General features: G+C 71.0%; 20 protein-coding genes. 16 read left to right on the top strand and 4 right to left on the bottom strand.

Annotated elements, in window-relative coordinates:
- Nucleotides 1–2 precede the first annotated feature (2 nt).
- From N7E59_RS00695 to tatC, 3 genes are all read left to right on the top strand, one after another.
- Nucleotides 3–2,219 (top strand): helix-turn-helix transcriptional regulator, encoded by a 2,217-nt coding sequence (locus N7E59_RS00695; protein WP_261622987.1) that lies wholly within the window; start codon nt 3–5, stop codon nt 2,217–2,219.
- Complete coding sequence (locus tag N7E59_RS00690; protein ID WP_261622986.1) at nt 2,216–2,506, top strand: twin-arginine translocase TatA/TatE family subunit; 291 nt, start codon at nt 2,216–2,218, stop codon at nt 2,504–2,506. The genes N7E59_RS00695 and N7E59_RS00690 overlap by 4 nt, the downstream gene beginning before the upstream one ends.
- A gap of 101 nt (nt 2,507–2,607) precedes the next feature.
- Nucleotides 2,608–3,375, top strand: a complete 768-nt coding sequence (gene tatC, locus N7E59_RS00685) for a twin-arginine translocase subunit TatC (RefSeq protein WP_261622985.1) — start codon at nt 2,608–2,610, stop codon at nt 3,373–3,375.
- A gap of 51 nt (nt 3,376–3,426) precedes the next feature.
- Here tatC and pepN read toward each other — a convergent pair whose 3' ends face one another.
- Nucleotides 3,427–6,153, bottom strand: coding sequence for an aminopeptidase N (gene pepN, locus N7E59_RS00680; RefSeq protein ID WP_261622984.1), 2,727 nt, complete (start codon nt 6,151–6,153; stop codon nt 3,427–3,429).
- 103 nt (nt 6,154–6,256) lie between these two features.
- Between pepN and N7E59_RS00675 the strand changes: the two genes are divergently transcribed.
- Genes N7E59_RS00675 through N7E59_RS00665 form a run of 3 tightly spaced genes read left to right on the top strand, consistent with a single transcriptional unit; the run spans nt 6,257 to nt 9,713 of the window.
- Complete coding sequence (locus tag N7E59_RS00675; protein ID WP_261622983.1) at nt 6,257–7,936, top strand: circularly permuted type 2 ATP-grasp protein; 1,680 nt, start codon at nt 6,257–6,259, stop codon at nt 7,934–7,936.
- The gene (locus N7E59_RS00670; RefSeq protein WP_261622982.1) at nt 7,930–8,865 is read left to right on the top strand and encodes an alpha-E domain-containing protein; all 936 of its coding nucleotides are present in this window, start codon (nt 7,930–7,932) and stop codon (nt 8,863–8,865) included. The genes N7E59_RS00675 and N7E59_RS00670 overlap by 7 nt, the downstream gene beginning before the upstream one ends.
- Nucleotides 8,865–9,713, top strand: coding sequence for a transglutaminase family protein (locus N7E59_RS00665; RefSeq protein WP_261622981.1), 849 nt, complete (start codon nt 8,865–8,867; stop codon nt 9,711–9,713). Before N7E59_RS00670 ends, N7E59_RS00665 begins: the two co-directional genes overlap by 1 nt.
- Before the next feature lie 47 nt (nt 9,714–9,760).
- Here the strand turns inward: N7E59_RS00665 and N7E59_RS00660 are convergent, their stop codons facing one another.
- Complete coding sequence (locus tag N7E59_RS00660) at nt 9,761–11,872, bottom strand: acyl-CoA dehydrogenase family protein (RefSeq protein WP_261622980.1); 2,112 nt, start codon at nt 11,870–11,872, stop codon at nt 9,761–9,763.
- A gap of 158 nt (nt 11,873–12,030) precedes the next feature.
- On the opposite strand from N7E59_RS00660, the gene N7E59_RS00655 reads away from it, so the two are divergent.
- The 7 genes from N7E59_RS00655 (at nt 12,031) to hemW (ending at nt 20,534) form a co-directional block, all read left to right on the top strand.
- Nucleotides 12,031–13,323 carry an acetyl-CoA C-acetyltransferase gene (locus tag N7E59_RS00655; RefSeq protein ID WP_261622979.1) on the top strand — a complete coding sequence of 431 codons (1,293 nt, stop codon included), beginning with the start codon at nt 12,031–12,033 and terminating at the stop codon, nt 13,321–13,323.
- Nucleotides 13,324–13,334: 11 nt separating this feature from the next.
- Complete coding sequence (locus tag N7E59_RS00650; protein WP_261622978.1) at nt 13,335–14,687, top strand: 3-oxoacyl-ACP reductase; 1,353 nt, start codon at nt 13,335–13,337, stop codon at nt 14,685–14,687.
- Nucleotides 14,688–14,781: 94 nt separating this feature from the next.
- Nucleotides 14,782–15,744 carry a MaoC family dehydratase gene (locus N7E59_RS00645; protein ID WP_261622977.1) on the top strand — a complete coding sequence of 321 codons (963 nt, stop codon included), beginning with the start codon at nt 14,782–14,784 and terminating at the stop codon, nt 15,742–15,744.
- A gap of 26 nt (nt 15,745–15,770) precedes the next feature.
- Nucleotides 15,771–16,793, top strand: coding sequence for a DNA polymerase III subunit delta (gene holA, locus N7E59_RS00640; protein WP_261622976.1), 1,023 nt, complete (start codon nt 15,771–15,773; stop codon nt 16,791–16,793).
- 244 nt (nt 16,794–17,037) lie between these two features.
- Nucleotides 17,038–17,298: a 30S ribosomal protein S20 gene (gene rpsT / locus N7E59_RS00635; RefSeq protein ID WP_261622975.1), complete on the top strand. Its 261-nt coding sequence runs from the start codon at nt 17,038–17,040 to the stop codon at nt 17,296–17,298.
- Between the two features lie 118 nt (nt 17,299–17,416).
- The gene (gene lepA / locus N7E59_RS00630; protein WP_261622974.1) at nt 17,417–19,273 is read left to right on the top strand and encodes a translation elongation factor 4; all 1,857 of its coding nucleotides are present in this window, start codon (nt 17,417–17,419) and stop codon (nt 19,271–19,273) included.
- Between the two features lie 4 nt (nt 19,274–19,277).
- Nucleotides 19,278–20,534: a radical SAM family heme chaperone HemW gene (gene hemW / locus N7E59_RS00625; protein WP_261622973.1), complete on the top strand. Its 1,257-nt coding sequence runs from the start codon at nt 19,278–19,280 to the stop codon at nt 20,532–20,534.
- A gap of 28 nt (nt 20,535–20,562) precedes the next feature.
- Here hemW and N7E59_RS00620 read toward each other — a convergent pair whose 3' ends face one another.
- Nucleotides 20,563–20,997: a DUF4870 domain-containing protein gene (locus N7E59_RS00620; protein ID WP_261622972.1), complete on the bottom strand. Its 435-nt coding sequence runs from the start codon at nt 20,995–20,997 to the stop codon at nt 20,563–20,565.
- A gap of 210 nt (nt 20,998–21,207) precedes the next feature.
- Nucleotides 21,208–22,035 carry a DUF3097 domain-containing protein gene (locus tag N7E59_RS00615; protein ID WP_261623278.1) on the bottom strand — a complete coding sequence of 276 codons (828 nt, stop codon included), beginning with the start codon at nt 22,033–22,035 and terminating at the stop codon, nt 21,208–21,210.
- A 263-nt stretch (nt 22,036–22,298) separates the two neighbouring features.
- On the opposite strand from N7E59_RS00615, the gene hrcA reads away from it, so the two are divergent.
- From hrcA to N7E59_RS00600, 3 genes are all read left to right on the top strand, one after another.
- Complete coding sequence (gene hrcA, locus N7E59_RS00610; protein ID WP_261622971.1) at nt 22,299–23,324, top strand: heat-inducible transcriptional repressor HrcA; 1,026 nt, start codon at nt 22,299–22,301, stop codon at nt 23,322–23,324.
- A gap of 95 nt (nt 23,325–23,419) precedes the next feature.
- Nucleotides 23,420–24,541: a molecular chaperone DnaJ gene (gene dnaJ / locus N7E59_RS00605; RefSeq protein ID WP_261622970.1), complete on the top strand. Its 1,122-nt coding sequence runs from the start codon at nt 23,420–23,422 to the stop codon at nt 24,539–24,541.
- Nucleotides 24,538–25,332 carry a 16S rRNA (uracil(1498)-N(3))-methyltransferase gene (locus tag N7E59_RS00600; RefSeq protein WP_261622969.1) on the top strand — a complete coding sequence of 265 codons (795 nt, stop codon included), beginning with the start codon at nt 24,538–24,540 and terminating at the stop codon, nt 25,330–25,332. The genes dnaJ and N7E59_RS00600 overlap by 4 nt, the downstream gene beginning before the upstream one ends.
- Nucleotides 25,333–25,342 lie beyond the last annotated feature (10 nt).

Genomic DNA, 25,342 nt, shown 5'->3' with positions numbered 1-25,342 from the left:
GCATGGGCGGCGAGGCGGTCCCGGAGAACCCCCCAGAGGACTCTGAGGACCCGATCCAGGACGTCTCGGCCGATCTCGGAGTCAGCCGAGCACTGTCCCTGGCCGCCACTCTGCTCGACTCCGCACCGGTGGGGCTGACCAAGGCGGAGATCCTCTCCCGGGTGGACCTCTACCGGGAGCAGGCCGACGCCTCGGGGTCGGCCTTCGAGCAGATGTTCAGCCGTGACAAGCGCTACCTGCGCCTCAACGGCGTCGAGATCGCCGAGCACCTCCCCTCCGGCTCTTCCGGCAGGGGCCGCGGAGACCGGCAGCACCGCTACGTCATCGACCCGGCGACCTACGGACTGCCCGTCCTGGACCTCTCCGACGACGAGGCCGAGGTCCTGCGCCGCGTCACGCTGCTGTGGTCGGACAGCCGCGCACAGCAGAGCATCCGGGAGGTGGCCGGCGCCCTGGTCGACGCCGGACGTGCTGGAGGCGGGCACGGGGTCGCCGACGTCCTCACCGCGCCTGTGCGCTCCCACCGGACGGGTCTGGGACGGGACCGTGACCTCGAGCTGCTCCAGACGCTGCTCGAGCGGGGGGCAGGTGCCGCGGTCACCTTCGACTACGCGCCGCGCGGAGCCCGGGCTCCCGCCCGTCGCCGAGTCATCCTGGCCGGGTGGGGGCTGCGCGGCCACTGGTACCTGGTGGCCCACGACCTCGACCGCGGGGAGCCGAGGACCTTCCGTCTGGACCGGATCGTCGGAGAGATGCGTCCCCTGCCGGAGCCGCCTCAGACCTCCGGGATCCCCGAGGTCCCCCTCGACGAGGCCGCCGTCGAGGAGCGCCTCGACGCTCTGGGGAGCCTCCGTGATCCGATCACGACGGAGCTGGCGGTGTCCTCCGACGCGGCGGAGACTCTGCGTGCCGCGGCGTCCTCGGCCGAGGCGTCGGAGGAGACCGAGGGGCGCGTGCGGCTGCGCCTGACGACACGACTCGACGAACAGTTCGTCAGCACGGTGTGCCGACACCTCGAGGCGCTCCGCGAGCCTCCGGATCCGCGGCTGAGGGCCCTGGTCCTGCGGCGGCTGCGGGCGGTGGCGACGGCGCAGGCCGCGGCGCCGGCGGCACCGGATCCGCTGCCGCGGCGCCGTCCGCAGCGGCGCGGCGACTCCGCCCCGGACAAGATCGCCCGACTGCTCAACATGGCCGCCCACCTCGAGGCGACCGGCGGTACGGAGCTGTCCGCCCTTCTGGCGCGGTTCGACGTCACGCCGCGGCAGCTCCACCGTGATCTGCTCTCCCTGCAGCAGGCCGGCAGCTTCGACTCCGACCGCTTCGGTGACTTCATCGACCTCGACCCCGAGATCCCGCTCAGCCGTACGGAGTTCACCGAGCAGATGCTGGCGACGGACCCCACCGTCAGCATCCGTCTGCCGGCCGGCCAGATGCGTGGTGCGATGGCGCGTCCGCTGCGCCTGACAGCGCCGGGCGCACTCTCCCTGCTCATCGGACTCGAGGGGCTCCTCGCCTCCGCCGAGCACCGAGACTCCGCCGCGCTGAGGCTGAGACGGAAGGTGCGGGAGATCGTCCCCCGGCCTCTGGCCGAGGCGGCCGACTCGCTCAGCGTCGCGTGGCGCACGGAGGGCGATCCGGAGCTGCGCGCGATGCTCACGGCGGCCGCCGGATCGGGGCATGCGGTGGAGCTGCGCTACGAGGACCGCAGCGACCGGCGCAGCACCCGCGTGGTGGAGCCGGTCCGTCTGATCCATGACGCGGACCGGAGCTACCTGCAGGCCTGGTGCCGCTCGTCCCGGGCCGAGAGGCACTTCCGGCTCAGTCGCATCCTGGACGCAGAGCCCCGGCCGGACGATCCGATCGGCTCCGAGGCGGCACGACTGGCCGACTCCGTCCCGCGCCCGCCGCGCGCGCCGGGCGACGGCGCCCTGCGGGCCGTGGTGTGGGCCGCCCCCGCCGCCGTCGCCGAGGTCCTGTGCTGGGATCCTGCGGCCGCGGCCGAGTCCGAGGGCTCCGGGCTGTTCGCCGAGCTGCGGCTTCCGTCCCGCCGAGCCCTGGAGCGACTGGTGATCGAGGCCGACGGCGACGTCGCGCTGCTCGCGCCTCCCGAGGCCGTCGAGTCGCTGACACGGCGCATCGACCGCGGACTGCGCCGGCTCGCCGAGGACCCGGAGTCGTCCCGTATGCTGGAGGACGAAGACGAAAGGACCGCGCCATGAACATCACCGGTTGGCAGCTCGCCATCGTTGCCCTGCTGATCCTGCTGCTCTTCGGTGCGCCCAAGCTGCCGGGCCTGGCGAAGTCGGTGGGCCAGTCGATGCGCATCTTCAAGTCGGAGGTGCGCTCCCTCAACGAGGACGACGAGCGCGGCACCGAGGGCCGGGAGCACGACACCGAGGCTGAGGAGCCTCGACGCGGGCGGACCGTCGAGGGTCCGGTGGTCGACGGTGAGCAGCCGGAGCCGGCGGAGCCCACAGAGGCTGAGCGGCACCGCCGGCACAGCTGAGGCTGATGTCCGCCCCCCACACCGCCGGCACCTCAGAGGAACGTCCTCCGCTCCCCGCTGGACGACGCCGTCGCCGCAGAAGGCGGGATCCCGAAGGCAATATGCCTCTGCGCGCGCACATCCGTGAGCTGCGCAATCGGTTCATCGTCGCCGCGATCGGCATCGTCGCCGGCGCCGTCGTGGGCTTCCTGTTCTACGACGAGCTCTTCCAGCTCATCACCGAGCCCGTGCTGCGCTACGGCGACGTCGGCGGAGACCGGAACACCGCGATCGCCTTCAACACCATCGGTCAGCCGCTGGACCTGATGATCCGCATCTCCATCTTCGTGGGGATCGTCGTGTCCTCGCCGGTCTGGCTCTACCAGCTGTGGGCCTTCATCATGCCGGGGCTGCGCAAGACGGAGAAGCGCTACGCGATCGGCTTCATCGCCGCCGCCGTGCCGCTGTTCGTCGGCGGGGTGGTGCTCGCCTACGTCGTCCTCCCGCGGGCCGTCCGGTTCCTCTTCAGCCTCAATCCCGAGGGCACCGACAACATCATCGCCCCGGACGTGTACTTCACCTTCGTGCTGAACTTCGCGCTGGCCTTCGGGGTCGCCATGATCATCCCCGTGGTGCTGGTGGGGGTGAACATGATGGGACTCATCACCGGCCGGCGCGTGCTGAAGAGCTGGCGGGGGACCGTCATGTTCATCGCGATCGTCTCCGCGCTGGCGGCACCCGGCGGCGAGGCCATGACGATGTTCTTCATCATGGGTCCGCTCACCCTGCTGTTCGCGCTCGCCATCGGGATCTGCCTGCTCAACGACCGGCGTCGCGCCAAGCGCGAGCGTCGCCGGGAGGAGGAGAACGAGGCCCTCATCCGACGCTGACCGCGCCGGATTCCGGGCCTCGTCCGCCGCTCCCGGGGAGGGCCGGGGGTCTCAGCCCCGGGCGGCCCGCTGGGCCCGCAGGCTCCGCAGCAGGGCGTCCTCGGACTCGATCAGCAGCCGACGAAGCGCAGCCGGGGCGTCGTGGTGCTCCTCCAGCCATCGGGCGGTGCGCCGGGCCACGGGGTGGTCGACGGGATCGGTGCCTGCGGGGAGGTCCTGGGCGAGCGGGAACAGTCCGTCGACCACGCGGGTGGCCTGCCCCTGACTCATCCGATCCCATACGTCCCGCAGGACGGTGAAGTAGTCCTCGTCGTAGGCGGCGGTGAGCTCGGGCGGACCGCAACGGAACCCGTCCACCACGGCGGTGAGGTGGTCGTTGGAGAGCTCCTCGCCCTCGGCGTCGGTGCCGCTGACCGCCTGCTCGAAGGCGTCATCCTTGACGCGCCGTTCAGGGCGGGCGGCCAGGGCCAGCCGATGGGCGATCCTGGTCCGGGCGGTGGTGCGACGTGACAGGTCGGCGTCGAGTTGGCGGGCGTCGACCCGCCCGTGCACGGCGAAGGCCTGGAGGAAGGCCCACCGCAGCTCGTCGTCGACCTCGAGTCCGGTGACCCCGGAGGAGGGGCCGTCCCCGTCCAGGAGCACGCCCAGCAGGTCCAGCTGGGAGTCGGTGCGGCGTGACAGGGAGGCCAGTGTGCGTGCTGCCGCCCGCTGTCGGTCCCCGCCGTCGACCTCCGTGATGAACTCGGCGAGTCGGGACGCCAGCCGATCGGTCAGCTCCCGACGCTCCTCGACGGGCGCGAACCGCTCGACCGCGGCGTCGGCCTGACGGAGCAGGGACTGCACCACCACGATCTCGTCGATCCGCAGCCCCAGCGTCGTCACGGCCTCGACGAACTCCCGGGCGGGCAGCTCGCCGTCCCGGACCATGGACCACACGGCGGCCCAGACCGTGGCGCGCGCCAGCGGGTCCTCGACCGGGTGGCGGAGGACCGCCGCGACCGACTCGGGGTCGAGGCTGAGCTTGGCGTAGGTGAGGTCCTGCTCATCGGGCAGGATCAGCCGGACCGCCTCGGCCTCGGGTGCGGTGAGACCCTCGACCACGGTGCGTCCGCCCTCAGCCTCGGCGTCGAGGGTCTGGCGCACCGAGTCGGCGCGCCGAAGGGTCCCGGTCCGCTCGTCGAGGAGATGGACTCCGACTTCGACGAGGTGGGGGCGGGCGACCTCCTCACCGGTGGCCGGGTCGGTCCCCCGCTGGTGCACCACCACCCGGCGGCCCCGGTCGGAGTCCTCGACCTCCGCCGCGAGCACCGGCACCCCGGCGGTCTGCAGCCAGGCGCGTGACCAGGCACGCATGTCCCGTCCGGAGACCTCCTCGAGCACCTCGAGGAAGTCGTCGAGGGAGGCGTTGGCGAAGGCGTGGCGCCGGAAGTAGCGGCGCGCCGCCTCCCGGAACGCATCCCGTCCGACGAAGGCGGCGAGCTGCTTGAGCACCGAGGCGCCCTTGGCGTAGGTGATCCCGTCGAAGTTCTGGTCGGCGGCCTCGAGGTCGGTGATGTCGGCGACGATGGGGTGCGTCGTCGGCAGCTGATCCTGGACGTAGGCCCACGCCTTGCGGGCGTTGGCGAAGCTGATCCAGGAGGTGTCCCAGGAGGTGGCCTCGTCGACGGCCAGGGACCCCATGTAGTCGGCGAAGGACTCCTTCAGCCAGAGGTCGTCCCACCAGCGCATGGTCACCAGGTCCCCGAACCACATGTGCGCCATCTCGTGCATCAGGGTGTTGGCGCGGGTCTCCCGCTGGGCGTCGGTGGGCACCGCGTCGAAGACGTAGGCCTCGGTGAAGGTGACCAGACCGGGGTTCTCCATCGCGCCGAGGTTGTACTCCGGGACGAAGACCTGGTCGTACTTGCCCCAGGGGTAGGGCACGTCGAACTCGTCGTGGAAGAGGTCGAGTCCTGCGCAGGTGAGGCGGAGGATCTCCTCATCGTCGAGGTGCGGAGCCATGGAGGCGCGGCAGAGCACCGCGAGGTCGATCGGCCGTGCGGGGGCCTCCGACGTCGCCCGGCCGGACCAGACCCCGTCGACTCGGTGGTAGGGCCCGGCCAACAGGGCGGTGATGTAGGTAGACATCCGCTCGGTCTCGGCGAATCGGACGCGCACCAGCGGCTCGTCGAGGCCGGCCGCGGTCCCAGGCACCTCCTCGCGGGAGCTCTCGGCACCGTTGGACCGCAGCTCCCAGGAGGCGGGGCCGATCAGGGAGAAGCGGAATCGGGCCTTCAGGTCGGGCTGCTCGAAGACGGGCAGGACCCGACGGCAGTCCGCGGGCTCATACTGCGTATAGAGGTACACCCGACCGTCCGACGGGTCGACGAACCGGTGCATCCCCTCCCCGGAGCGTGAGAACCGGGATCGCACCCGCACCTCCACGACGTTCTCCTCCTGCAGGTCCGGCAGCAGGATCCGGGCGGAGCCCACGTGCTCGGCGAGGTCCAGGGGTCGGCCGTTGAGGACCAGGGAGTCGACGCCCTCTCCCAGATGGTCCAGGAACGTGGAGTCCCCGGGCCGGGCGGAGGCGAAGCGGATCCGCACCCTCACCGGGTAGGTCCGCGCCTCGGCCCCGGCGGCCCCCGAGAGGTCGATCTCGGCCTCGTAGTCGTGGACGGTCAGGTGGGCGGAGCGCTCGGCGGCCTCGTCACGGCTGAGGTTCTCCTCGTCGGCGCGGGGGAACGGGGGCGGGCCGTGCTCTGCGGCGGGGTGTGCGTCGGTGACCATGATGCTCATTCAAGCCGCGGTCCTGCGTCGGGATCAAACCGTCGGTGCGACACGCTGCCGACGGCGCGCCGGCCCACATGACATCGTTCGGCGGACATGGAAAGGTGAAGCCATGGGAGATCTCTTCGCTGACTATCCGGCCGGGATGGCGCGGTCCACGGCCTATGACGAGATGTTCACCCGTGAGGGGACTCTGCGTGAGGACTACCGCCGGGTGGACGACGTGCTCTCCACGCTCAGCGTGTCCGACGTGGAGGCCCGCGTGGAGACCATGGCGCGCAGCTTCCTCGACCGCGGGGTCACCTTCGACTTCGCCGGCGAGGAGCGGGCCTGGCCCCTGGACATCGTGCCCCGGGTCATCCCCGACCGTGAATGGAGCACGCTCTCGGTCGGCGTGGCCCAGCGGGTCCGCGCGCTGGAGGCCTTCCTCAACGACGTCTACGGTCGGATGGAGGTCGTGCGCGACGGGGTGGTCCCGCGCACGCTGATCACCTCCTCGGCACACTTCCACCGGGAGGTCCACGGCTTCTCCACCCCTGCCGGCGTGCGCGTGCACATCTCGGGGATCGACCTGGTGCGCGACGACGCCGGGAACTTCCGCGTGCTGGAGGACAACGTCCGCGTCCCCTCCGGGGTCAGCTACGTGCTGGAGAACCGGACCGCCATCGCCAAGGGTCTGCCCGAGGTCTTCTCCGGCACGGCGATCCGACCGGTCGAGGAGTATCCGCGCCGGCTCCTCTCCGCGCTGCGCCGCACCGCCCCGGACGGTGTGCACGATCCCACCGTCGTGGTGCTGACGCCCGGGGTGTTCAACTCGGCCTACTTCGAGCACACCCTGCTGGCAGGCCTTATGGGCGTGGAGCTGGTGGAGGGTCGGGACCTGGTCTGTCGGGGCAACCGCGTCTACATGCGCACCACGGAGGGCGAGCAGCGCGTCGACGTCATCTACAAGCGCCTCGACGACGACTTCCTCGACCCGCTCCAGTTCCGTGCCGACTCCATGCTCGGAGTGCCGGGCCTGGTCAACGCCGCCCGCGCCGGTCATGTGACGATCGCCAACGCGCTGGGCAACGGTGTGGCCGACGACAAGCTCGTCTACACCTATGTCCCGGACATCATCCGGTACTACCTGGGGGAGGAGCCGATCATCCCCAACGTGGACACCTTCCGGCTCGAGGAGGCTGAGGCGCGCGAGGAGGTCATGGACCGTCTCGACGAGCTCGTGCTGAAGCCGGTCGACGGCTCCGGAGGCAAGGGCCTGGTCATCGGCCCGCAGGCCAGTCGGGAGGAGCTGGACGAGCTGCGCGCCCGGGTGACGGAGGACCCGCGAGGATGGATCGCCCAGCCGGTCCTCCAGCTCTCGACAGTCCCCACGCTCTCGGACTCGGCGATCGGTCCGCGCCACGTCGACCTGCGGCCCTTCGCGGTCAACGACGGCGACGACGTCTGGGTGCTCCCCGGCGGACTCACCCGCGTGGCTCTGGAGGAGGGCAGCCTCGTGGTCAACTCCTCGCAGGGCGGCGGGTCCAAGGACACCTGGGTGCTGGCCGGCGACCCCGACGACGGCACGGAGCCGCAGTCCGCGGTGCCGTGGACTCCGCGGCCGGTCAGCACGGTGCCGCGCGTGTGGCCTTCGGCCTACCAGAGCGTGGACCGGGGACCCGACCCCCACGACGAACAGCAGCAGCAGGGCCTCTCCGAGGCGCCGTCGGGACCGTCTGGGCCCGATGCGCCTGACCGGCGGCACGCCCCCACCACCGACGACGCCGCAGGAGGATCCCCGACATGCTGAGCCGCATCGCCGAATCGCTCTTCTGGATCGGCCGCTACGTCGAGCGGGCCGACGGGACGGCCCGCATCCTCGACGTCCACCTGGAGCGGCTGAACCAGCTGACGGCCGAGGAGCGCGCCACCGTCTCCGACAACCTCATGGCCGTGATGGGGGCGGACCCTGAGGAGGACCGCGACGAGGGTGACGGGCTGCGCGAAGTGCTGCACCGTCTGGCGTTCGACCGCGGCCGGACCAGCTCCATCGCCGGCAGCCTGGGCGCCGCGCGGGAGAATGCCCGACGGGCGCGGGAGACCGTCTCCTCATCGGTGTGGGAGGCCCTGAACACCACGTGGAACGGGCTCAGCGGCCACCGTCAGGACGTCGTGGGCACCTACCGGCTCTGCACCTGGGTGGTCGAGCGCACCGCGACGGTGCGCGGCATGGCCGACTCCACTATGAGCCGCGACGACTCCTGGCAGTTCCTCTCCCTGGGCCGGTGCCTGGAGCGCGCGGACATGACCGCGCGGATGCTCGCCACCGGCGACGAGCAGTCCTTCCGACTCTCCTGGGCCAACATGCTGCGCTGCGCCGGCGCCTACGAGTCCTTCCTGCGCAGCCGGCCGGCCGGCTTCGACGAGTCGAGCGCCGCGGAGTTCCTCCTCCTGGACGGCCTGTTCCCCCGCTCCATCGTCTCCTCGCTGCGCGGGGCTGAGAAGTCGCTGATCTCCCTGGACCCGGTGCCCAGCCGACTGGGACACATGGACGCCTCGCTGCGGATCATCGGCCAGGCCCGCTCCTTCCTGGAGTTCCACCACACCGAGGATCTGCTCGGCGAGCTGCCGGAGCACCTCGACAGGGTGCGCTCCGCCTGCGCGGAGGCCTCCGACGCGATCACTTCGAAGTACTTCTCCCACGACGTGGCCCAGGCCTGGACAGGAGAGCTCATCTGATGACTCGGATCTCTGTGGAGCACCGCACCCGCTACACCTACGACCCCGCGGTGTCCGTCACCTACAGCGAGGCGCGCATGACTCCGCGTTCGGACGCCGAGCAGAAGGTGCTCGAGTCCTCGCTGCGGATCGACCCCCATCCGCCGGCCGTCGAGGTGCACCGGGACTACTGGGGCACTCAGGTGCACACCTTCGATCTGCACGTCCCACATGCCCACCTCGAAGTGGTGGCCACCTCCGTGGTCGAGGTCTCGCGCCGCGAGGACGACGCCGAGGGTTCCCTCGACATCGAAGCCCTGGCCTCACCGGAGGTGGTGGACCGCTTCAGCGACTATCTGCCGCAGACCCGGCTCTCCGAGCCCGGCGACGAGGTCCGGGGGGCCGCCGCAGAGATCCTGAGCGGCAGGACCCCCGCCGAGGCGACGGCGGGGGTGTTCGAATGGCTGCGCGAGCAGATGACCTACGAGCGCGGTGCCACGGGCGTCCATCACAGCGCCGAGGCGGCCTTCGCCGAGCGCCGCGGCGTCTGCCAGGACCTCTCCCACCTCGGGATCGGGGCGCTGCGGAGCCTGGGCATCCCGGCCCGCTACGTGTCCGGGTACATCCATCCCCGCCCGCAGGCCGAGCTCGGCGCCACGGTCAGCGGCGAGTCCCACGCCTGGCTGGAGTGGTGGGACGGCCGGTGGCACAGCTGGGACCCGACGAACCACACCCCCGCCACCGACCACCACGTCATCGTGGGTCGGGGGCGGGACTACGCCGACGTGACGCCGTTCAAGGGCATCCTGGCCGGCTCGGGGAGCCGGGCCCAGCTCACCGCCGAGGTCAAGGTGACCCGGCACGCCTGACCCGGCGCGTCGGGGCCAACACGCCGGGGCCGGCGCCGACCGCCTCCTCAGCGTCGGGCGCCGCGTCGCTGCTTCGCCGCCCGTCGCTGCAGCACCTTCTCGTCGACGGGACCCTCGGAGGAGGCGCGCAGCTTCCGGTGGTACTCGGAGGCCTCGTCCTGTCGGCGCGCCTCCGCACCGGAGGAGACCTCCATGCGCACGTGCTCGTCCTGGGTGTATCCGAACGCTTCGACGAGATCCTGGGCGTGCGGACGCAGCCGCTCCAGCAGCCGATTGATGTACGGACTCAGCGTCCTGGCGCGCTGCACCGAGATCCGCCCGTGAAGCAGGTACCAGTCGAGGCTGTCCTCGATGCGGGTCAGGGCGTAGAGGTCCCGCAGGCGGGTCAGCGTCTCACGGGTACCCTCGTGCTCGACCTTCGAGAGCCCGTCGTCGAAGGCTTCCCAGACCAGAAGGTCGGCGTGGGCTCGGGCGGCGTCGATCAGCTCCGCCTGGTGGCGGTTGAACACGCGGGCCTGCTCCGCCTGGGGGAGCTTCGCCGCGCTGCGCAGCTCACCGGCGACGTCGGCGACCGACTGCCGGACCCGCTCGGCCAGCAGCTCCCGCTGGACGTCGGCCTGCTTGAACCAGTTGGCGCTGCGGCGCTCGTCCCCGGTGTCCTGGACCGACTGCAGCGCCCGCCGCAGCCCGAAGCGGTGCATCACCGTGGACTGGGCCTGCGAGGCCACGTAGCGGGAGAGCACGCCGAAGTCGGCGTCCTTGAACTCGGCGGCGTAGTCCTGCAGCAGGCGCTTGGCGACCAGCTGCAGCAGCACGTTGTTGTCGCCTTCGAAGGTCACATAGATGTCGAGGTCGGCGTACAGCGAGGTGAACCTGTTCTCGGAGATGTACCCGGCCCCGCCGCAGGCTTCGCGGCACTCCTGCAGCACGTCCAGAGCGTGATGGGTGGCGGTGGGCTTCAGGGCGGCCGCCAGAGTCTCGAGCTCCTGCCGGTTCTCGTCGCTGTCGTCGGCGCCGGAGAACACGTCGTCGAACTTGGCCAGCAGCTCCTCATGGGCGAAGTTGAGCGCCACGGTGGTCGCCAGCCGCGGCAGCAGGCGCCGCTGGTGCAGCTGGTAGTCCATGAGGACCTCCTCCTCGATCGGGGAGGAGGCGTTGAACTGGCGACGCTGGTTGCCGTAGGTGATCGCGCCGTAGAGCCCCACCTTCGATGCGGCCACGGCGGCCCCGGTCAGGGAGACGCGACCCTGGACCAGCGTGCCGATCATGGTGAAGAAGCGGCGGCCCGGAGACTCGATGGGGGAGGAGTAGGTGCCGTCGACGGCGACGGCGCCGTAGCGGTCGAGCAGATGCGTCCGCGGGATGCGGATGCGGTCGAACGCGAGTCGGCCGTTGTCGATGCCGTTGAGCCCGCCCTTCTGGCCGTCGTCGCCGACCGTGATTCCGGGGAGGGGTTCGCCCCGGTCGTCGCGCAGGTGCACGTAGAAGGCGTGGACGCCGTGGTTGACACCGCGGGTGATCAGCTGGGCGAAGACGACGGCGTCCCTGCCGTGCAGCGCCGCATTGCCGAGGTATCGCTTGGTGGCCGCTTCGAAGGGCGTGTGGACCACGAACTCCTCGGCCTCCGGGTCATAGGTCGCCGTGGTGCCCAACGAGGCGACGTCGGAGCCGTGGCCGATCTCGGTCATCGCGAACGCACCGGGGACGGAGAGGTCCAGGATGCCCGGGAGGAACCGGCGGTGGTGCTCCTCGGTGCCCAGGTGCAGGACGGCCGATCCGAAGAGGCCCCACTGGACTCCGGACTTGATCTGCAGCGAGGGGTCTGCGGTGACGAGCTCCTCGAAGGCGGCGATGTTGCCGCCGTGGTTGTCGCGGCCGCCGAACTCCTCCGGGAAGGCGCGGTGGACGGCACCCTCGGCGACGAGGTCGAAGAGCTGACCGAGCACCCTCTCGCGGTGGTCGTCCCTGCTCATGCCCTCGATCTTGTGGAACCTCTCCTGGCCGGCCAGCTTCCGCGAGGCCCTGCGGTCCTCGGCCCAACGGCCGAGGAGCAGCTCCTCGAGGACGGCGACGTCCGGGGCGTCGATCCTCGGGGGGACGTCGTCGGCGTCGAGGTCAGGCCGGGGGTCGGTGCTCAGCGGTGCGGTGGACTGGCTCATGGCCTGCGCTCCTTCAGTTCCTGGGGCGTTCCGACGGACTGCTGCGGCCTGTCAGGATGACAGTGACCGCAGCCACAGCTAGTCTAAGGTACTGACGAGTAATAAATCCACGACGCTCCGTCGTGGCCCATCCCGAGACCGCCCACAGGAGGGTCCCCATGGCTCAGGCCAACGCTCGCGACGCCGTCATCGTCGGCGGCAACCGCATCCCCTTCGCCAAGGCGCACACCGCCTACACCGACGTCTCCAACCAAGACATGTTCACCTCGGCGCTGAACGGCCTCGTGGCCCGCTTCGGCCTGCAGGAGCAGCGTCTCGGAGCCGTCGCCGGCGGCGCGGTGCAGAAGCACTCGAAGAACTTCAACCTCATGCGGGAGTCGGTCCTCGGCTCGCCGCTGGACCCCCACACGCCCGCATACGACGTGCAGATGGCCTGCGCCACCGGCATGGAGGCCATCGGATCGCTGGCGGACAAGATCCGGATGGGCCGCATCGACTCCGCGGTCGGCGGCGGCGTCGACACCATCTCCGACGCTCCGATCGTGGTGACCGACGGGCTGCGCTCCATCCTGATGGAGGCCAACCGGGCCAAGACCACCGGCGCGCGGCTGAAGGCGCTGGCCAAGATCCGGCCCGGCCACCTGGCCCCGCAGGCCCCCGGCGTCGCCGAGCCGCGCACCGGACTCTCCATGGGCGACCACATGGCGATCACCGCCCACGCGTGGGGGATCACGCGGGGGGAGCAGGACGAGCTGGCCGCGGCCTCGCACCAGAACCTCGCGGCCGCCTACGACCGCGGATTCTTCGACGACCTGATCACTCCGTTCCGCGGCGTCCAGCGGGACACGATCATGCGCCCCGACACCACCGCAGAGAAGCTCGCGCGGCTCAAGCCGGTCTTCGGTCGCGACCTGGGCGACGAGGCGACCATGACCGCGGCCAACTCCACGGCGCTCACCGACGGCGCCTCGACGGTCCTGCTGGGCTCGGAGGAGTGGGCCGACGAGCACGACCTGCCCAAGCTGGCGAACTTCGTGGACTACGAGCTGGCCGCCGTGGACTTCGTCGACGGTGCTGAGGGTCTGCTCATGGCCCCCGCCTACGCCGCGGCACGGATGCTCGCGCGCAACGGCCTGACCTTCGAGGACTTCGAGCACTTCGAGATCCATGAGGCGTTCGCCTCCACCGTGCTCGCCCAGATGCGGGCCTGGGAGGACGCCGACTTCTGCCGGAACAAGCTGGGCCTGGACCGTCCCCTGGGACGCATCGATCCCGCCCGGCTCAACGTCAACGGCTCCTCGCTCGCCGCCGGCCACCCCTTCGCGGCCACCGGCGGTCGTGTGGTCGCCTCGCTGGCCAAGATGCTCCACGGCCGGCCCGGAAAGCTGGGCTTCATCTCCGTCTGCGCCGCGGGCGGCCAGGGCATCACTGCGATCGTGGAAGGACGGTGAACCCACCGACGATGGCACGCGACACCTACACCGAACTCGTCAACACTCCGCTGGGGCGCCGCATCTCCGGCGCCCTGGGCCTTCCGCAGCCGAGCAGGCTGCGCCGCCACCGCCCGGGAGCCCCGGTCATCGACGGGCCGGTGGCCCTGGTGGGCCGCTCCACCGTGGCCGACCGGATCGGAGAGGTCCTGCTCGGCTGGGGCCTCGACGTCCGGCGCCACCCGGACCCCGGCGAACGGATCGCCGCCGTGGTCGCCTGCTTCGACGACGTCGCCGCCCCCGGCGACCTCTCGGCACCGGTGATGGAGCTCTCCGGGCTGCTCAGGCAGGTCGGCCCGTCCGGGCGCGTCATCACCGTGTCCCGTCGGCCGGGGGCCACGTCGGACCCCGCCGCGCGCGCCGCCCGGCAGGGAGTGGAGGGACTCACCCGCTCACTGGCCCACGAGATGCGCCGCGGTGCGACCGCCAACGGAATCCAGCTCGCCGAGGACCTCGACGCCGACGCGCCGGGCGTGGCGGGAGCCCTGCGCTTCCTCCTCTCCGGGCGCTCGGCCTACGTCTCCGGTCAGTTCCTCACCGTGGACACGGTCAACGGCGAGCTGCCGCGACGCGCCGAGGGCTGGGACCGTCCGCTGGCCGGACAGGTCGCGGTGGTCACCGGAGCCGCCCGCGGCATCGGCGCGGCGATCACCGAGGTCCTGCGTCGTGACGGCGCGGAGATCATCGCCGTCGACGTCCCGGCCGCAGGGGAGCAGCTGGCGGCCACGGCCAACCGCGTGCGGGGCACGGCCCTGCAGCTCGACGTCACAGTCCAGGATGCCGGCGAACGCCTCGTGGCCCACGCGGCCCAGCACCACGGTCGGCTCGACATCGTTGTCCATAATGCGGGGATCACCCGGGACAAGCTGCTGGCGAACATGACGCCGGACCGCTGGGACTCCGTCATCGCCGTGAACATCGAGTCTCAGCTGCGCATCAACCGTGCTCTGCTGGCCTCCGAGCTCTTCGACCACGGCCCGCGCATCGTCTCGCTGGCCTCGACCTCCGGCATCGCCGGCAACCGCGGTCAGAGCAACTATGCGGCCTCCAAGGCCGGAGTCATGGGCATGGTCTCCGCCTCCCAGGACCTGCTCGGATCCCGGCACGGGACCATCAACGCTGTGGCTCCGGGCTTCATCGAGACGGAGATGACCGCCAAGATCCCGCCGATCACCCGGCAGGTGGCCCGTCGGCTCAGTTCGCTGAACCAGGGAGGACTGCCGGTCGACGTCGCCGAGACCATCGCGTTCCTGGCCTCCCCGTCGGCCGGTGGGACCTCGGGACTCACCCTGCGGGTGTGCGGTCAGAACCTGGTCGGGGCCTGAGGCTCCGACCGCCGACGGCACGGTCGACCACGACGACCACGACGACCACGACGAGACCGCTGACGACGAGACCGCTGACGACCAGGAGGAACACGTGAGGACGACCGCTGCGATCGAGATGCCCCGCCTCGGGGCCGTGTACCGCCGCGCCGCGGCGGACGCCGCCCTGGACCGGCTGCGCGGCCGCGGAGCCACCGCGGCGCTGCCCGAGCGTCGCGTGGTGGCACGCCACCCCGGCGCCGATCGGTCCGATGTCGAGGCCTATCGGCGGCTGCTCGGGGGAGAGGCCTTCGACGGCACCCACCGGCGGTCGCTGCCGTCGGTGTTCGTGCACACCATGGGGTTCCCCGTCCAGATGGGGCTGCTGGGGTCCGAGGACTTCCCGCTGCCGCTGATGGGAATGGTCCATCTGCACAACGAGGTCGACCACCGCAGGCCCCTGACCGTGGATGAGCCCGTCCAGATCCGGGTCGGAGCCGAAGGGCTGCGGCCGCACCGCCGGGGCGCGCAGTTCGACGTGGTCACCGAAGTGCTCGACGACTCCGCCGATCCGACCTCGGAGTCTGCAGAGGTCCTCTGGCGCGGCGTCTCGACCTACATGTCGCGGGCCGTCCGCCTGACCGACTCCGAGGGTGCCGCCGACGGCGGGTCGGAGTCCGCCGGACGGGGCTCCGCTCCGTCGGCCTCGGACTTCGCCCCGCCGAGCAAGACCGCGCTGTGGCGTCTGGGCGCAGACGTCGGCCGTCGCTACGCCAAGGTCTCCGGGGACTACAACCCCATCCACCTCTCGGCCCCGACGGCGAAGGCGCTGGGCATGCCTCGGGCGATCGTCCACGGGATGTACTCCGCGGCCCGGATGCTCGAAGGCCGTGAGCCTGAGGAGGCCGGACATCGGTGGTCCATCAGCTTCGCCGCGCCGGTGAAGCTGCCCTCCGCCGTCGTGTTCTCCGCGCGTCCGGCGGGCCCCGGAGCGACGGAGTTCGCCGGCTGGTCGCCCAAGTCCGGTCGCCCGCACTTCACAGGCCGCCTCAGCCTGGGGACCGTCGGGACGGACTGAGCGCGGCAGACCGTAGGATGGTGCCCATGGCGGCACAGTCACAGCGGCGCGGAGGACGCGGGAGCGGTCGCGGGGCTCCGGTCGGCGAAGACTTCCGCACGGTGGAGCCCGCCCCGCTGATGCTCCTCAGGGGACCTGAGGACTACGTCGCGTCCCGCGCCGTCGACAGGATCAGGTCGGCCCTGCGGGAGCGGACCCCGGATCTGGAGTACACGCGCCTCGACGCCGCCCAGGCCGCCGCCGGTGAGCTGCCGACCCTCGCCTCGCCGTCGCTGTTCGGCGAGGATCGGCTGATCGTGGTCGAGGACCTGGCGCAGACCACCGACGCCCTGCTGAACGACGCCCTGGCGTTCCTCGAGGACTCCTCCGAGGGCGTCACGGTGGTCTTCCGGCACACCGGCGGGAACCGCGGCAAGAAGCTGCTGGACGCTCTGACCGGCCGCGCCGTCGTGGTCGACTGCGCCGCGGTGAAGAGCGACGCCGAGAAGATGGACTTCCTCCGCCGCGAGATCCGAGCGGCCGGGCGCGACATGCGGCCCGACGCGGCCAGGGCGCTGCTCGCCGCGGCCGGCGGCACCCTCTCAGACCTGGGCGGCGCCCTGCGACAGCTGCTGCGCGACGTGCCCGGGGAGATCACCGAGGAGCACGTCGACACCTACCACGGCGGCCGCGTGGAGGCGACCGCCTTCAAGGTGGCCGACGCGGCGTTCGAGGGTCGTGCCGACGCCGCCGTGCGTCTGTACCGGCATGCCCTGGCGACGGGCGTCTCACCCATCTGGGTGACGGCGGCTCTGGCGCGGAAGGGACGCCAGATCGCAGCGCTCTCCGACCATCGGGGGAGTCCCGACTCGCTGGCCGCCGTGCTGGGGGCGCCGCCCTGGCAGCTGCGGCAGGCGGCGGAGACGGCGAGACGGTGGCAGCCGCAGCGGGCGGCCGGTGCGCTGGAGGCGGTCGCCCGAGCTGATGCCGAGGCGAAGGGCGCCTCGCGCACCCCGGAGTTCGCCGTCGAACGCGCCCTGGGCGTCGTCGCGGCGGCGGCCGGGCGCTGACCGACGCGGCCCGGGAGCCGATGGACCCCCGCCCGACGTTCCTCTGGTAGCATGGAGGGTCGTGCCCGCGGCACAGTTCCGCGGGCCGAGCGGCAGAGAGCTCTCTTGCACGACGTCGAGGTCCCCTCCGGCCGAACGGCGTCCGTGCATTCGCCATGGCAACCCCACGCCTCTGAAGTCTGTCTTCTGCCGCGCTCAGGGGAGACCCTGACCAGAGAAGTGACACGAGACAGAAGGAGTCCCCGTGGCAAACATCAAGTCCCAGAAGAAGCGCGTCATCACCAATGAGAAGGCGCGCCAGCGCAACCAGGCGGTCAAGACTCAGCTGAAGACCGCGGTCAAGAAGGTCCGCAACGCCGTCGCCGCCGGCGACAAGGACGAGGCTGTGGTGGCCCACCGCTACGCCTCCCGCATGCTCGACAAGGCCGTGTCCAAGGGCGTCATCCACAGGAACCAGGCGGCCAACCGCAAGTCCCGCCTCGCGGCCCGGGTCAACGCCCTCTGAGCGAGGACTGACCCCGCAAGGCCCCGCCCGTCCCGACGACGGCGCGGGGCCTTACGCACATCCGACCCCGGCCCGACCCCGACGGGCCCGACCATCGAGCGAAGGACGGTCCGTACCCGTGTCTCCCAAGGCCCGCACCCCCCTGGTGCCTGCCGACACCGATCCCTCGGCGATCCGCAACTTCTGCATCATCGCCCACATCGACCACGGGAAGTCCACCCTCGCCGACCGCATGCTCCAGCTCACCGGAGTCGTCGAGCCGCGCGAGATGAAGAATCAGTATCTCGACCGGATGGACATCGAGCGGGAGCGCGGCATCACCATCAAGTCCCAGGCGGTGCGGATGCCGTGGGAGTACGAGGGCCGGTCCTATGCATTCCACATGATCGACACCCCGGGGCACGTCGACTTCTCCTACGAGGTCTCCCGCTCCCTGGCCGCCTGCGAGGGGGCGCTGCTCCTGGTCGACGCGGCGCAGGGGATCGAAGCTCAGACCCTGGCCAACCTGTATCTGGCCATGGAGCACGACCTCGCCATCATCCCGGTGCTGAACAAGATCGATCTGCCCGCGGCGATGCCCGACAAGTACGCCGCGGAGATCGCCCACCTGATCGGCGGCGACCCGGACGACGTGCTCCGCGTCTCCGGGAAGACCGGTGAGGGCGTCGAGGCCGTCCTCGACCGGATCGTCGCCGAGATCCCCGCTCCGGAGGGCGAGGCCGACGTGCCGCCGCGGGCGATGATCTTCGACTCCGTCTACGACACCTACCGCGGCGTGGTGACCTTCGTCCGGGTGATGGACGGCAAGCTCCGCCACCGCGAGAAGATCCGCATGATGTCGACCGGCGCCCACCACGAGCTGCTGGAGATCGGCGTGTCCTCTCCGGAGCCGGAGCCCACCGCGGGACTCGGGGTCGGAGAGGTCGGCTATCTGATCACCGGCGTCAAGGACGTGCGCCAGTCGAAGGTCGGCGACACCGTCACCCTCCTGAACCGGCCGGCGGATCAGGAGATCGGGGGCTACCAGGAGCCGCGGCCGATGGTCTATTCGGGTCTCTTCCCGATCGACGGGTCGGACTTTCCGGTGCTGCGCGAGGCCTTGGAGAAGCTTCAGCTCAACGACGCCGCCCTCAGCTTCGAGCCGGAGACCTCGGCCGCCCTCGGCTTCGGATTCCGTGTGGGCTTCCTGGGTCTGCTGCATCTGGAGATCACCCGCCAACGTCTCGAAGCCGAGAACAACCTCGACCTCATCTCCACCGCGCCCAACGTGATCTACGAGGTCACCGCCGAGGACGGCGAGGTCCATACGGTGACGAACCCGAGCGAGTTCCCCGAGGGCAAGCTCTCCGAGATCCGTGAGCCCATCGTCGACGCCACGATCATCGTCCCGGCCGAGTACGTCGGTCCCGTGATGGAGCTGTGCCAGTCGAGGCGCGGGGACATGCAGGGGATGGACTACCTCTCCGAGGAGCGGGTGGAGATCCGCTACCGCCTTCCGCTGGCAGAGATCGTCTTCGACTTCTTCGACAACCTGAAGTCACGGACCAAGGGGTACGCCTCGCTGAACTGGCAGGGCACCGGAGACCAGGCCGCCGATCTGGTGAAGGTGGACATCCTGCTGCAGGGCGACAAGGTCGACGCCTTCTCGGCGATCACCCATCGCGACCACGCCTACTCCTACGGGGTGAAGATGGCCGGACGGCTCAAGGACCTCATTCCGCGTCAGCAGTTCGAGGTTCCGGTCCAGGCCGCCATCGGTTCGCGCATCATCGCCCGTGAGAACATCCGAGCGATCCGCAAGGACGTCCTCTCCAAGTGCTACGGCGGCGACATCAGCCGTAAGCGCAAGCTGCTGGAGAAGCAGAAGGAGGGCAAGAAGCGGATGAAGATGGTCGGCACCGTCGAAGTCCCCCAGGAGGCCTTCATCGCGGCCCTGTCCTCGGACGAGCCGGCCGCGGAGAAGGGCAAGAAGTAGCCCCGTGCCCTCCGCACTGCCGGTCGGGGACCCGGTCCCCGCGGACGGATCCCTCCCGTCGGCCGCGGCCGCTCGGCTGCCGGGCCGTCGGAATCGGCCGCTGGGCCTCTACGTGCACATCCCGTTCTGCTCGGTGCGCTGTGGGTACTGCGACTTCAACACCTACACCGCCGAGGACCTCGGCCCCGGCGCCTCGCGCGTCTCCTATCCCGACACGCTGATCTCGGAGCTCCGCCTGGCGCGACGGGTCCTCACGGAGGCCGGTGACGTCGGACGCGCGCTGTCCACGGTGTTCTTCGGCGGCGGGACCCCGACGCTGCTGCCGGCCGAAGACCTGGCCCGCATCCTGGGTGCGGCGCGCGACCTCTTCGGGGTGGAGCCCGATGCCGAGGTCACCACCGAGGCCAATCCTGACACCCTGGACCCCGAGTCTGCGGCCGTCCTGGCCGAGGCCGGATTCACCCGGGTCAGCATCGGTATGCAGTCCGCAGTCCCCGAGGTCCTGACGACGCTGGATCGCACCCATGACCCGGCGAACGTGTCACGTGCGGTGGACGCCGTCCGCGCGGCCGGGATGCAGGTGAGTCTGGACGTCATCTCGGGAGCTCCGGGGGAGTCCCTCGAGCAGTGGCGGCACACCCTGGAGACGGTGGTGGATCTGGCCCCCGACCACGTCTCGGCATACTCCCTCATCGTCGAGGAGGGCACGGCGATGGCGGCGAAGGTCCGTCGTGGGGAGCTGCCCGACGTCGACCCGGACGACCAGGCCGAGAAGTACCTGATGACCGATGCTCTCCTGGGTCGTGCGGGCTACCGCTGGTACGAGGTCTCGAACCACTCGACCGGGGAGCACACCCGCTCTCGCCACAACATGCACTACTGGACCGACACCGACTGGTGGGGCGCCGGTCCCGGGGCGCACTCCCACGTGGCCGGAGTGCGCTGGTGGAACGTGAAGCACCCGGCGGCCTACGCCCAGCGGCTGAGCGCTGACCTGAGTCCCGGACACGGGCGTGAGGTCCCTGATGCGGAGGCCGCCGCTCTGGAACATCTGATGCTCGGGCTGCGGATCGCCGACGGGCTGGACGTCGAGGCCCATCGGGAGCTCCCCGGCGCCGGACGGCTGGCGGAGTCGGAGCTGCGGGCCCTGGTGGACGACGGGCTGGCGGAGGCCGGGGCCCTGGAGGCCGGGCGCGTGGTGCTGACCCTGCGCGGCAGGCTCCTGGCCGACGCGGTGACCAGGCGGCTCGCCGGATTCTGAGCCGTGCCGCACGACGGTGCGGCCGTGCTCAGTGGATCAGCCGCAGATTGAAGCGGTAGCGGTAGGGGCGGCCCTTGTTGCATTCGATGCCGGCGATGAGTCCCGAGACGGCGAGGATGATCCAGATCAGCACTGCGGTCAGGCCGAAGATCCACCCGATGGCCGGGATCAGGGCGAGGATGTAGCTGGCCAGCAGCAGGACGGTCAGGGGCAGCGTGAAGTTCAGCGCCTCCTTGGACTCCTGGGCGGTGAACGGGCCGCGGTCGCGGAAGATCAGGAAGATGATCAGGGAGGGCACGCAGCCCATCAGGCCGCCGAAGTGGGCCAGCGTGGCCCAGCGGCGGTCCTCGGCGGGCGTGAGGGGGAGGGCCTCCGACGAGGAGCCCTGAAGGTGCTCCGAGCTGCTGCGGTCGGGCCGCTGACGAGGGGGCCTGCCTGCCGAGGGGTCTTCGGACTGCGCCACGGATCCTCCGGTCTGGGTCTGGGCTGCTGATGTGCCGCGGGTGCTGTCGTGGTGTTGCTGCGATGCGGGTGCTGCGGAGCAGGTGCGAGGTCACACCCATCGTCCAACTCTAGCGAATCGCGGCGCCGCTTCGCCTCATGTCAGCCCTGATGTCACCCTGTGTCGGAGCGTGTCAGCTCGTGTCAGCTCGTGTCAGCTCGTGCCCGACGCTCACGAGCCGGTGACGAAGTCGATGAGCTCTTCGACCCGACCGAGCAGCGCAGGCTCCAGATCGGCATAGGTGCGGACGGTGCCCAGGATCCGTCTCCAGCCCTGCGCGACGTCGGCGCGCGTGCGGTGGGGCCATCCCAGCGCCTGCAGGGTGCCGACCTTGATGTCCGTGCCGCGGGGGATCGGCGGCCATGCGTCGAGGCCGACCCGGTGCGGACGGACCGCCTGCCAGACGTCGACGTAGGGGTGGCCCAGCACGAGGACGTTGCCGCGGGCGCCGGGCGAGCGCATGGCCTGTTCCGCGATCCGGGACTCCTTCGAGCCGGGGACGAGATGGTCGAGGAGCACCCCGACACGGCGCTGCGGCGAGGGGGCGAACTCCTCGAGGGCTCCGGAGAGGTCGTCTGCGCCGTGGAGCGGCTCGACCACCACACCCTCCAGGCTGAGATCTTCGCCCCAGACCTTCTCGACGAGCTCCGCGTCGTGGAGGCCCTCCACCCAGATGCGTGAGGCGCGCGCCGTGCGGGCCCGGGCGCCGTCGACCGCCAGCGAGCCGGATGCCGTGCGGCGGGGAGACGAGGGGCCGGCGGTCCGAGCAGTCGGAGCGATGAGCTCCACGGGGTCTCCGCCGCAGAGGAAGCCGTGCCCCATCGGGAACGCGCGGACGCGTCCGCGACGATCCTCCAGGCGGACGACGAGCATTCCGCCCGAGGCCTCCACGCCGAGGACCGCGCCGACCCAGCCGCTGGCCGTCTCCTCCACGACGAGACCCCGCTCCGCCGGGGTCCTCGTCACCTGACGGCGCTGCGCACGACGACGGTCCTCCATGGGGCTGGGACCCCAGGAGGACCAGTCGGTGGGGAACTGAGGGGGCGTCACAGTCCGGGGAGCCTAGCACCGTCGTCGCGTCCGCTCTGGGAGAACCGCCGGCGTCGGACCCGGCGGTCCGAGGGGGCCGCATGGGATTCGACGGTAGACTCGACATCTGCCGTGAAGTCCCGCGCCGTGCAGCGCCGTGCAGCGTCGTGCTGTGTCATGCGCTGCGTGCGACGGACGGCGAGGTGCCCGGACGGATGAGGAGGGAGTGCAGCATGTCTGAGACGCGCCGCCTGCAGGTCCTGCGGGCGATCGTCGAGGACTTCGTCCAGACCCGTGAGCCGGTCGGCTCGAAGGCTCTGGTCGAACGGCACAACCTCGAGGTGTCTCCGGCCACCATCAGAAACGACATGGCCCAGCTCGAGGCGGAGGGGCTCATCGCGGCGCCGCACACCTCGGCCGGCCGCATCCCCACGGACCTCGGCTACCGACTCTTCGTCGATCGGGTCAGCGACGTCCGTCCGCTGAGCAGGGCCGAACGGCGGGCGATGGACGTGCTGCTGGAGAACGCGGACGACCACGACGCCATGCTCGAGCAGACGGTCCGGCTGCTGGCGATGCTCACCAATCAGGTCGCCGTGCTGCAGCACCCGCAGCATTCCCGGGCTCGGATTCGGCACCTCGAGGTGCTGTCGATGTCCGCCCACCGCGCCCTCGTGGTGGTCATCCTCTCCTCGGGAAAGGTCGAGCAGCGGATGGTCACCCTCCCCGAACCGGTGGAGGAGGACTCCCTGCACGCGGTCGGTATGCGGCTGCTGGCCTCGTTGGCGGACCGCTCCGCGACGGCGCTGCCGCTGCCGGTCCAGGACCTCCTCGAGACGGTCAGCCCGGACCTCCGCGCAGCGGCGGCCCTGGTGGTCCACGCTGTGGAATCCATCCTCGAGGCGGGCCGCGTGGATCGCATCATCATGGCCGGTACTGCTAACCTCGCCAGGTCCGGAGGCGACTTCGGACCCGCCATCGGGCCCATCCTCGAAGCTCTCGAGGAGCAGGTGGTGCTGCTGCGGCTGCTCACCGAGATGCAGGAGGACCGCCGCGGTCTGTCGGTCCTCATCGGGTCGGAGCATCGGCACGACTCGCTGCTCGAGACCTCGGTCGTGGCCGCGGAGTACGGCCCCCGGCAGGGCGGGGACAGTGCGAAGCTCGGCGTCGTGGGCCCCACCCGGATGGACTACACGACCACGATGTCCGCGGTGCGGGCCATGGCCCGCTACCTGTCCAAGATCCTGGACGACGGCTGATCATCCTCCGGGTGATCGGACGGTCGCTCGTCCGCACGAAGACGACCATCATCGAGACGACCATCATCGAGACGACCATCATCGAAGGGTGAACGGTGACTGACTACTACGAGGCGCTCGGCGTGGGCCGGGACGCGTCGGCCGACGAGATCAAGAAGGCCTACCGCAGGCAGGCCCGCAGGCTGCACCCGGACGTCAACCCGTCCGAGGAGGCCGCCGAACGGTTCAAGATCCTCGGCCAGGCCTATGAGGTGCTCTCCGACCCGGAGAAGCGACGCAACTATGACACCACGGGTGACCCGAACGGCCGGGCCGGCTTCGGCGGCGCCGGATTCGGGCAGGGCGGCTTCGGCGGCTTCTCCGACATCTTCGAGACGTTCTTCGGAGGCGGTGCCGGCGGTCCGGCCTCCCGGACGCGCCGCGGGCAGGACTCGCTGATCCGCGTCCGGATCGACCTGCGCGACGCGGTGTTCGGCACCACCAAGGAGATCGAGGTCGAGACCGCGGTGACCTGCACCGTCTGTGAGGGCTCCTGCACGCGCCGCGGCACTGCGCCGGCCACCTGCGGGGACTGCCACGGCCAGGGGCACATCCAGCGCCCCATGCGTTCGATCCTCGGCACCGTCCTCCAGACCGAGGCGTGCGGCCGATGCTCCGGCTTCGGCTCCGTCATCGAGGACCCCTGCCAGGAGTGCGACGGTCAGGGACGGGTGCGCGAGCGCCGCAGCCTGAAGGTGAAGATCCCCGCCGGGGTCGACAAGGGCAACCGCATCCATCTGGCCGGCGAGGGCGAGGCCGGACCGGCCGGCGGTCCGAGCGGCGACCTCTTCGTCGAGGTCGACGTCCGGGCCCACGAGGTCTTCACCCGCCGCGGCGACGACCTCCACGCGACGGTGACGCTGCCGATGACGGCGGCGGCCCTGGGCACCTCGGTGTCCCTCGAGTCCTTCGACGGCACCGAGGAGCTGACCGTGGACTCCGGCACCCAGTCCGGGGAGGTCCTCACCGTGCGTGATCGCGGGGTCACCCACCTGCGCGGCTCGGGACGGGGAGCGCTGAAGGTCCACCTGAAGGTCGAGACCCCTTCCAAGCTCACCGACGTCGAGCGCGACCTGCTGCGTCAGCTCGCCGAAGTCCGCGGCGAGGAGCAGCTGCCGGGTCGGACCGAGCATCGCGGAGTCTTCTCCAGACTGCGGGAGCGCTGGGACGCCCTGTGACGGCGCCGCTGTTCCACCTCCCTCCGGGGAGTCTGGACCTGGCCGCCGTCGGGGTCCGGCTGACCCTCGACGGCGACGAGGGCCACCACGCGGCCACGGTGATGCGGCTCAGCCCGGGGGAGCGGATCGACCTCAGCGACACCGGACGGATCCGTGTCTCAGGGGTGGTGTCCGGTCTCGTCGACGGCGGACTCGAGGTCGAGGTGCGGTCCGTGGAGGAACATCGACGACCGCACCCGGAGCTGGTCCTCGTGCAGGCCCTGGCGAAGGACCGTCGGGACCTCCAGGCCGTCGAGACCGCCGTGGAGCTCGGAGCGGACCGCATCATCCCCTGGAGCGCCGCGCGCTCGGTCGCCCGGTGGCCGAGCGGGCGCGAGGCGAAGAAGCACGCGGAGTGGGAGAACACGGTCCGCACCGCCGCGAAGCAGAGCCGCCGCACCGGTCTCCCCCCGGTCGAGGCGCTGCACAGCACCCGGGCGCTGATCCAGGACCGTCTCGACGTGGACGGGACCGCCGCGGCGGTGCTCCACGAGCAGGCCGACCGGGGCCCGGGCCAGGTCCTGGAGTCCCTCGGCGTCGCCGAAGGGGACGGCCCGCGGCGGCTGATGCTGATCGTCGGACCCGAAGGCGGGGTCTCCGAGGAGGAGCTCGACCGGCTGCGTCGGGCCGGAGCCGTCCCCATGCTGCTGGGGCCCCACGTGCTGCGCACCTCCACCGCCGGTCCCGCCGCGCTCGCCGCCGTCCAGATCCTGCTGGGCCGCTGGGACGTCGGCACCGTGCCCGGGCGGTAGACTGATCCAC

It is taken from the genome of Nesterenkonia marinintestina (genome assembly GCF_025420485.1).
GTDB classification, from domain to species: Bacteria; Actinomycetota; Actinomycetes; order Actinomycetales; family Micrococcaceae; genus Nesterenkonia; species Nesterenkonia marinintestina.
This window is presented reverse-complemented; position numbering and strand designations above follow the sequence as displayed.